The organism is Streptomyces sp. NPDC055078 (assembly GCF_053607985.1).
The window spans coordinates 1-6,751 of record NZ_JBSGUP010000448.1 but is presented as its reverse complement, the minus strand read 5'-3'; the positions used below and the strand labels follow the sequence as shown (position 1 = coordinate 6,751).

Here is a 6,751-nt window from a genome sequence, read left to right as displayed (position 1 = left end):
CCAGGGCCTCGATCTTCTTGACGCTCCCCTCAGGGACGAACCAGAGGGCGGGCGGCGGGAACATGTTGCTGATCAGCAGATCGGGCTGAAGGGTCGCGTACTTCTCGATGTTGAACTCGCCCCAGGCGTTGCCGAGGCTGGTCAGTTTGTCGACATCGAGGTCGCCCGCCTGTGGGTTGGGCTTGCCGCCGACCGGTTTGCTGGGGCCGAAGACGCCGGTGCAGGTGACGCCGTAGTCGTGGAGGGCGGCTGCGGTGCTGATGAAAGCGACAAGGTTCTTCGGCGCTTTGTCGGTTTTGATGACCTTGCCCCGGTCGTCCTTGAAGCTCCAAGTGCCGCCGTCTCCCGGGCTGTCGGACTTCCCGCCGCCTCCACAGGCGGTGAGCAGACCGCCGAGGCCGAGCGCGCCGGTGGCGGTGAGGAGTCGTCGTCGGGAGAGCGCTGCGCTGTTCATGGGAGACTTCCGTCAGTCGAGAGCATGAGGAGGGTAGGCTAACCTAACCACGTGTTGGTCGACAGTCCCCAGGAACGCGTGGAGCCGCTGCCCGCGCCCCCGGCCCGGAAGCGCCATGCCCTGCGCGCCACCGGGCTGCTGCTGTCGGTCGTGCTGCTGGCGCTGGTCTGTGTCGCGAGCATCGCCATCGGCGCGAAGCCGGTGCCGGTCTCAGATGTGTGGCACGGTCTGTTCGACAGTCAGGACACCGGCAGCGATGTGATCGTCCGCGAGGTGCGGCTGCCCCGGACCGTCCTCGGCCTGATCGCCGGAGCCGCCCTCGGGATCGCCGGTGCGGTCATGCAGGCGCTGACCCGCAACCCGCTCGCCGAACCGGGGCTGCTCGGAGTGAACGCGGGGGCCGCCGCCGCGGTCGTATCGGCCATCAGCTTCCTCGGGGTCACCTCGCTCACCGGCTATGTCTGGTTCGCCTTCGCCGGGGCCGCCGCCGTCTCCGTCCTCGTCTACGCCCTCGGGGGCAGCCGAGGCGCGACGCCGGTCCGGCTGGCGCTCGCCGGTACCGCCGCCACCGCCGCGCTCTACGGCTATGTCAACGCCGTACAACTGCTGGACTCGGCCGCCCTCGAACGGCTCCGCTTCTGGACCGTGGGCTCGCTGGCGTCCGCCGACATGGAGACCATCGCCAAGGTCGCGCCGTTCATCGGCGCCGGAGTCCTCCTCGCCGCGGTGCTCGCCCGGCCGCTCAACGCCCTGGAGATGGGCGACGACACCGCACGCGCCCTCGGCGCGCACCTCAACCGCACCCGCGCGCTGTCCATGCTGTGCGTCACCCTGCTCTGCGGGGCGGCGACCGCCGCCTGCGGGCCGATCGTCTTCGTCGGACTGATGATCCCCCACCTCGTCCGCGCCATCACCGGGCCCGACATGCGGTGGATTCTCCCCTACGCCACCGTTCTGTCGCCCGTCCTGCTGCTCGGCGCCGATGTCGTCGGACGCGTCGTCACCCGCCCAGGCGAACTCCAGGTCGGCATCGTCACCGCGCTGATCGGCGGGCCGGTCTTCATCCAGCTCGTACGCCGCAGAAGGATGGCCCAGCTGTGAAGGACGGCCCAGCTGTGACGAGCCCGGATGCCCGGGCTGTGCGGGCCACGACGCCCGCCAGGGCCGTATCGACCACGTCGGTGCGGGCGATCCGGACACCCGGCGGACTGTCCGTACGGGTCGACCCCAGGGCGGCGGTCGTCGTCCTGCTGCTCGCCGCCGCGGCCGTCGCGACCGGGGTCGTCCTCATCGGCAGCGGCGACTTCCCGATCCCGGCCGGGGACGTCGTCGCGACACTGCTCGGGAACGGCACGCCCGCCCATGAGTTCATCGTCCGGGAGCTGCGGCTGCCGCGGGTCCTGGTCGGACTGCTCGTCGGGGCCTCCCTCGCGCTCAGCGGCGCGATCTTCCAGTCCATCTCCCGCAACCCCCTGGGCAGCCCGGACGTCATCGGGTTCGGGCAGGGGGCGACCGTCGGCGCGCTGACGGTGATCGTCGTCTTCCAGGGCGGGGCGGTCGCGGTGGCGGGCGGCGCGATCGCCGGTGGTCTGGTGACCGGCGCGGCGGTCTACCTGCTGGCGTGGAAGCGGGGGGTCCACGGCTACCGGCTCGTCCTCGTCGGGATCGGCACCGCCGCCATGCTCACCGCCTGCAACCACTATCTGATCACCAAGGCCAGCCTGGTGGACGCCACCCGGGCCATGCTGTGGATGACCGGATCCCTCGACGGACGCGACTGGGCCCAGGTGTGGCCGCTGCTCGGGGTCTGCGCCGTCCTCGTCCCGCTGATCCTCGCCCACGGACGCCCGCTGCGCGTCCTGGAGATGGGCGACGACGCCGCGTACGCCCTCGGCGTGCCCGTCGAGCGCACCCGGGTCGTCCTGATGGGCTCGGGCGTCCTGCTCATGGCCGCCGCGACCGCCGCCGCCGGGCCGATCGCCTTCGTGGCGCTGAGCGCGCCCCAGCTCGCCCGCCGGCTGACCCGTACCCCCGGGCCGGGCCTCGGCGCCGCCGCCGCGATGGGAGCCGCCCTGCTGCTCGTCGCCGACTGGGCCGCGACCTCGGCCTTCGGCGACCGGAAGCTGCCGGTGGGCGTGGTCACGGGGGTGCTCGGCGGCTGCTACCTGCTGTGGCTGCTGGTCACCGAACGCAGGGCGGGGCGGATATGACGCATTCCGTGCCCATGGAGGCCGCTGGTGGCCGCGGGGCAGACGCGGAGTCCCGTGGCCGTGGCGTCCAAGGGTTCCCGGCGCGGTCCCGTGGCCGTGGCGTCCATGGGTCCCCGGCGCGGTCCCGTGCCCATGGAGCCCTCCCGGCCGCCGCGGAGATCCGCGCCCATCGGCCCGCCGTGCAGACTGTTCCGAACGCCCAGGTCACCACGCACCCCACGTCCAGGAGTACCACCACCATGCAGCGTCTCACCGCGGAAGCGGTCACCCTCGGCTACGACCGGAACGTCATCGCCGAAGATCTGTCGGTCGAGATACCCGACCACTCCTTCACCGTGATCGTCGGTCCCAACGCCTGCGGCAAGTCCACTCTCCTGCGCGCCCTGTCCCGGATGCTCAAGCCCACCGAGGGCCGGATCCTGCTCGACGGCCAGGTCATCCACTCGATGCCCGCCAAGAAGGTCGCCAGGACCCTGGGGCTGCTGCCGCAGTCGTCCATCGCGCCGGACGGGATCACGGTCGCCGACCTCGTCGCCCGGGGGCGCTACCCGCACCAGGGGCTGCTGCGGCAGTGGTCGCCCGAGGACGAGCGCATCGTCCAGGAGTCGATGGAGGCGACCGGAGTCGGCGACCTGGCGGACCGCTATGTCGACGAACTCTCCGGCGGTCAGCGACAGCGCGTCTGGATCGCCATGGCGCTCGCCCAGCAGACACCGCTGCTGCTGCTCGACGAACCCACGACGTTCCTCGACATCCAGCACCAGCTCGAAGTCCTCGACCTGTGCGCGGAGCTGCACGAGACCCAGGGCCGCACCCTCGTCGCCGTACTGCACGACCTCAATCAGGCCGCCCGCTACGCCACCCACCTCATCGCCCTCCACGAGGGGAAGGTCGTCGCCGAGGGAGCGCCTGCGGACGTGGTCACTGCGGACCTGGTGCAGCGGGTCTTCGGGGTGCGGAGCCGGGTCATCGACGACCCCGAGTCGGGGACGCCGCTGGTGGTGCCGGCGGCGCGGAAGCGGGCGGTCAGCGAGGTGGGGTGAGCCCGGGGGCAGGTTGGCCCGGGGGGCTGATCCGGGCCGGGCGGGGCCGGTTCGGGCTACGGGAGTTCTTCGGGGCTACAGGAGGGTTCGCAGGCGCATCAGGTCGCGGAAGCCGGCCTCCAGGCGGACGCGGCCCGAGGCCCACGCCTTGGCGAAGTTCAGGTCGCCGTCGACCAGGGAGACCAGGTCGTCGCCGGTCATGGCGAGTCTGATCTCGGCCTTTTCGCGCGGGGGGCCGGTGAGGGTGTCCGCCACCTCGATCCTGCCGTCCTGGAGCCGGCCGGTGAAGGTGATGTCCAGATCCCTGATGTGGCAGCTGAGGGACCGGTCGAGCGCCACCGCCCCACGTACGTCACCCTCCGCCCGCGCGAGATTGTTCGAGAGCTTCTTGAGCGCGCTGCGGCACTCTTCCGTCGTCGCCATCGTGATCGACGTTACCGCAGGGCTTCGGGGTAGCGTCTGGGCATGAGCGACTCGATGCCGGGCCCGCGGAGCCTCACGTCCGAGCCGGACGCGACCGCTGCCGCCGAGGACGCGCCCGACGACACCGCCCCGCAGGCGCATGACCCGGCGGCGCCCGCGCCCCTCGGGGTGCCGAGGGTGCCCACGGGCGACGCCGGGGTGGACACGCTGCTGGAGCGGCTGGCCGACGCGGACCACCTTCCGGCGGACGGACACCTTCAGGTGTACGAGGATGTGCACGGGGGGCTGCGCGAGGCGCTGACCGCGCTCGATGCCCGCCCCCAGGGACCCGTCCGCCCTCCGGGACCTCCGGGACCCGCAGGCCCTGCCGGACCTGTGGGACCTGCCGGACCCGTGGGCGCCGCGCCCGTCCCGCGCGCCCCCTCGCACCACCCCCAGCGCCCTCAGCATTCGCCGTACGCCCCGCCCGCCCCGTACAACGACAGGAGCTGAACCGAACGTGGCCTCAGTCGCCCGCCGCCGTCTCGACGCAGAACTGGTGCGGCGCAAGCTCGCGCGCTCCCGCGAGCACGCGAGCCAGCTGATCGCCGCGGGGCGGGTGACCGTCGGCGGCACCGTCGCGACGAAGTCCGCCACCCAGGTCGAGACGAGCGCGGCCGTCGTCGTCGGGTCCGACGAAGGCGACCCCGACTATGTCTCGCGGGGCGGCCACAAGCTGGCCGGGGCCCTCGCGGCCTTCGTGCCGCTGGGACTGAAGGTCGAGGGGCGGCGGGCGCTGGACGCGGGGGCGTCGACCGGAGGGTTCACCGACGTACTGCTGCGGGCGGGCGCCGCCCGGGTGGTCGCCGTCGACGTCGGATACGGACAACTCGCCTGGTCGCTGCGGAGTGATGAACGCGTCACGGTCATGGACCGTACGAACGTACGCGAGCTGACGCTCGAAGCACTCGGCGGAGAGGCGGTGGACCTGGTGGTGGGGGACCTCTCCTTCATCCCGCTGGGCGTCGTCCTGCCCGCTCTCGTACGGTGCGCGGCCCCGGACGCCGACCTGGTGCTCATGGTCAAGCCCCAGTTCGAGGTGGGCAGGGAGCGCCTCGGCAGCGGGGGCGTCGTCCGCAGCGCGGAACTGCGCGGGGACGCGGTGATGGCTGTGGCGGGCAGGGCCGCGGAACTGGGTCTGGGTGTGCTGGGCGTCACCGCCAGTCCGCTCCCCGGGCCCGCCGGAAACGTCGAATACTTTCTCTGGCTCCGAGCCGGGGCCCCCGGGCTCGACCGGGCGGACGTCGACCGCGCAGTGGCGGAGGGACCTCGTTGACCACATCAGCTTCGACCACATCAGCTTCGACCACATCAGCTTCGACCACATCAGCTTCGACCACATCAGCTTCGACCACATCAGCTTCGACCACATCAGCTTCGACCACATCGGCTTCGACTACATCAGCTTCGACCACATCGGCATCGACCACAGAGCGCACAGTCTTCCTGCTCGCGCACACCGGCCGGGCCGCGGCGATCCGCAGCGCCGAACTCGTCGTCCAGGGGCTGCTGCGCAGCGGACTGCGCGTGCGGGTCCTCCAGGCCGAGGCCGCCGACCTGCCGCTGCCGCCGTCCGTCGAGACCGCCCCCGAGGCGACCCCCAAGGCGCTCGACGGCTGTGAACTGCTGATCGTCCTGGGCGGGGACGGGACGCTGCTGCGCGGCGCGGAGTTCGCCCGCGCCTCCGGGGTGCCGATGCTCGGCGTCAATCTGGGGCGGGTCGGATTTCTGGCCGAGGCGGAGCGCGACGACCTCGACAAGGTGGTCGACCGGGTTGTCTCCAAGGCGTACGAGGTCGAGGAGCGGATGACCGTCGATGTGGCCGTGCACCGCAACGGCGACATCGTGTACCGGGACTGGGCGCTGAACGAGGCGGCCGTCCAGAAGGTGTCGCCCGACCGGATACTGGAAGTCGTCCTGGAGGTCGACGGCCGGCCGGTCACGGCGTTCGGCTGCGACGGCATCGTGTGCGCCACCCCGACCGGTTCGACGGCGTACGCGTTCTCGGCGGGCGGCCCGGTGGTCTGGCCGGAGGTCGAGGCGCTGCTGATGGTCCCGATCAGCGCGCACGCCCTGTTCGCCAAGCCGCTGGTGACCTCGCCGAACTCGGTTCTCGCGGTGGAGGTGCAGACGCACACACCCCACGGGGTGCTGTGGTGCGACGGGCGCCGGACCGTGGAGCTGCCACCGGGCGCGCGGGTCGAGGTGCGCCGGGGCGCGGTGCCGGTGCGGCTGGCGCGGCTGCACCACGCGTCGTTCACGGACCGGTTGGTGGCCAAGTTCGCGCTGCCGGTCTCCGGCTGGCGGGGGCGTCCGGCACCGCACTGACCGTACGGGGGCGGGCCTCCTCGGCGATGAGGGGCGTGCCCGTCCGCGGCGGGCGCGGTCCGCGGCCGTTCGATCAGGGCGCCGGCCGTGTGCGCGTCGGGCGCGGGCCGGAACACCGCATCAGCCCGGCCCGTGCGTCGCCTGCCGCCCCCCGACAGCACTCCGATACTCGCGTACGCGCGAAATCCCCAGGGCCCGGTGGAGCAGATCGCCCGGAGCTGCGCCGTCCGGATCGCGCGATCCCGCTCCACGCC

General features: G+C 72.3%; 7 protein-coding genes and 1 pseudogene. 6 read left to right on the top strand and 2 right to left on the bottom strand.

Annotation, left to right across the window (positions count from 1 at the left end; translation table 11 throughout):
- Positions 1 to 454 (bottom strand): annotated as a pseudogene (locus tag ACWF94_RS28925) (ABC transporter substrate-binding protein); the annotation flags it as partial.
- Positions 455 to 505: 51 nt separating this feature from the next.
- On the opposite strand from ACWF94_RS28925, the gene ACWF94_RS28920 reads away from it, so the two are divergent.
- The 3 genes from ACWF94_RS28920 (at position 506) to ACWF94_RS28910 (ending at position 3,707) form a co-directional block, all read left to right on the top strand.
- Positions 506 to 1,555, top strand: coding sequence for a FecCD family ABC transporter permease (locus ACWF94_RS28920; protein WP_453494767.1), 1,050 nt, complete (start codon positions 506 to 508; stop codon positions 1,553 to 1,555).
- Positions 1,556 to 1,593: 38 nt separating this feature from the next.
- The gene (locus tag ACWF94_RS28915; protein WP_453494770.1) at positions 1,594 to 2,664 is read left to right on the top strand and encodes a FecCD family ABC transporter permease; all 1,071 of its coding nucleotides are present in this window, start codon (positions 1,594 to 1,596) and stop codon (positions 2,662 to 2,664) included.
- A gap of 239 nt (positions 2,665 to 2,903) precedes the next feature.
- The gene (locus ACWF94_RS28910; protein WP_453494764.1) at positions 2,904 to 3,707 is read left to right on the top strand and encodes an ABC transporter ATP-binding protein; all 804 of its coding nucleotides are present in this window, start codon (positions 2,904 to 2,906) and stop codon (positions 3,705 to 3,707) included.
- Positions 3,708 to 3,782: 75 nt separating this feature from the next.
- Here ACWF94_RS28910 and ACWF94_RS28905 read toward each other — a convergent pair whose 3' ends face one another.
- The gene (locus ACWF94_RS28905) at positions 3,783 to 4,130 is read right to left on the bottom strand and encodes an SCP2 sterol-binding domain-containing protein (protein WP_453494761.1); all 348 of its coding nucleotides are present in this window, start codon (positions 4,128 to 4,130) and stop codon (positions 3,783 to 3,785) included.
- A gap of 42 nt (positions 4,131 to 4,172) precedes the next feature.
- On the opposite strand from ACWF94_RS28905, the gene ACWF94_RS28900 reads away from it, so the two are divergent.
- From ACWF94_RS28900 to ACWF94_RS28890, 3 genes are read left to right on the top strand one after another with little or no spacing between them, the layout of a single operon-like run.
- Entirely contained in the window at positions 4,173 to 4,622 is a 450-nt protein-coding gene (locus ACWF94_RS28900) for a hypothetical protein (RefSeq protein ID WP_453494758.1), read from the top strand.
- A gap of 7 nt (positions 4,623 to 4,629) precedes the next feature.
- Positions 4,630 to 5,445 (top strand): TlyA family RNA methyltransferase, encoded by an 816-nt coding sequence (locus ACWF94_RS28895; protein ID WP_453494755.1) that lies wholly within the window; start codon positions 4,630 to 4,632, stop codon positions 5,443 to 5,445.
- Positions 5,442 to 6,497, top strand: a complete 1,056-nt coding sequence (locus ACWF94_RS28890; protein ID WP_453494752.1) for an NAD kinase — start codon at positions 5,442 to 5,444, stop codon at positions 6,495 to 6,497. Before ACWF94_RS28895 ends, ACWF94_RS28890 begins: the two co-directional genes overlap by 4 nt.
- Positions 6,498 to 6,751 lie beyond the last annotated feature (254 nt).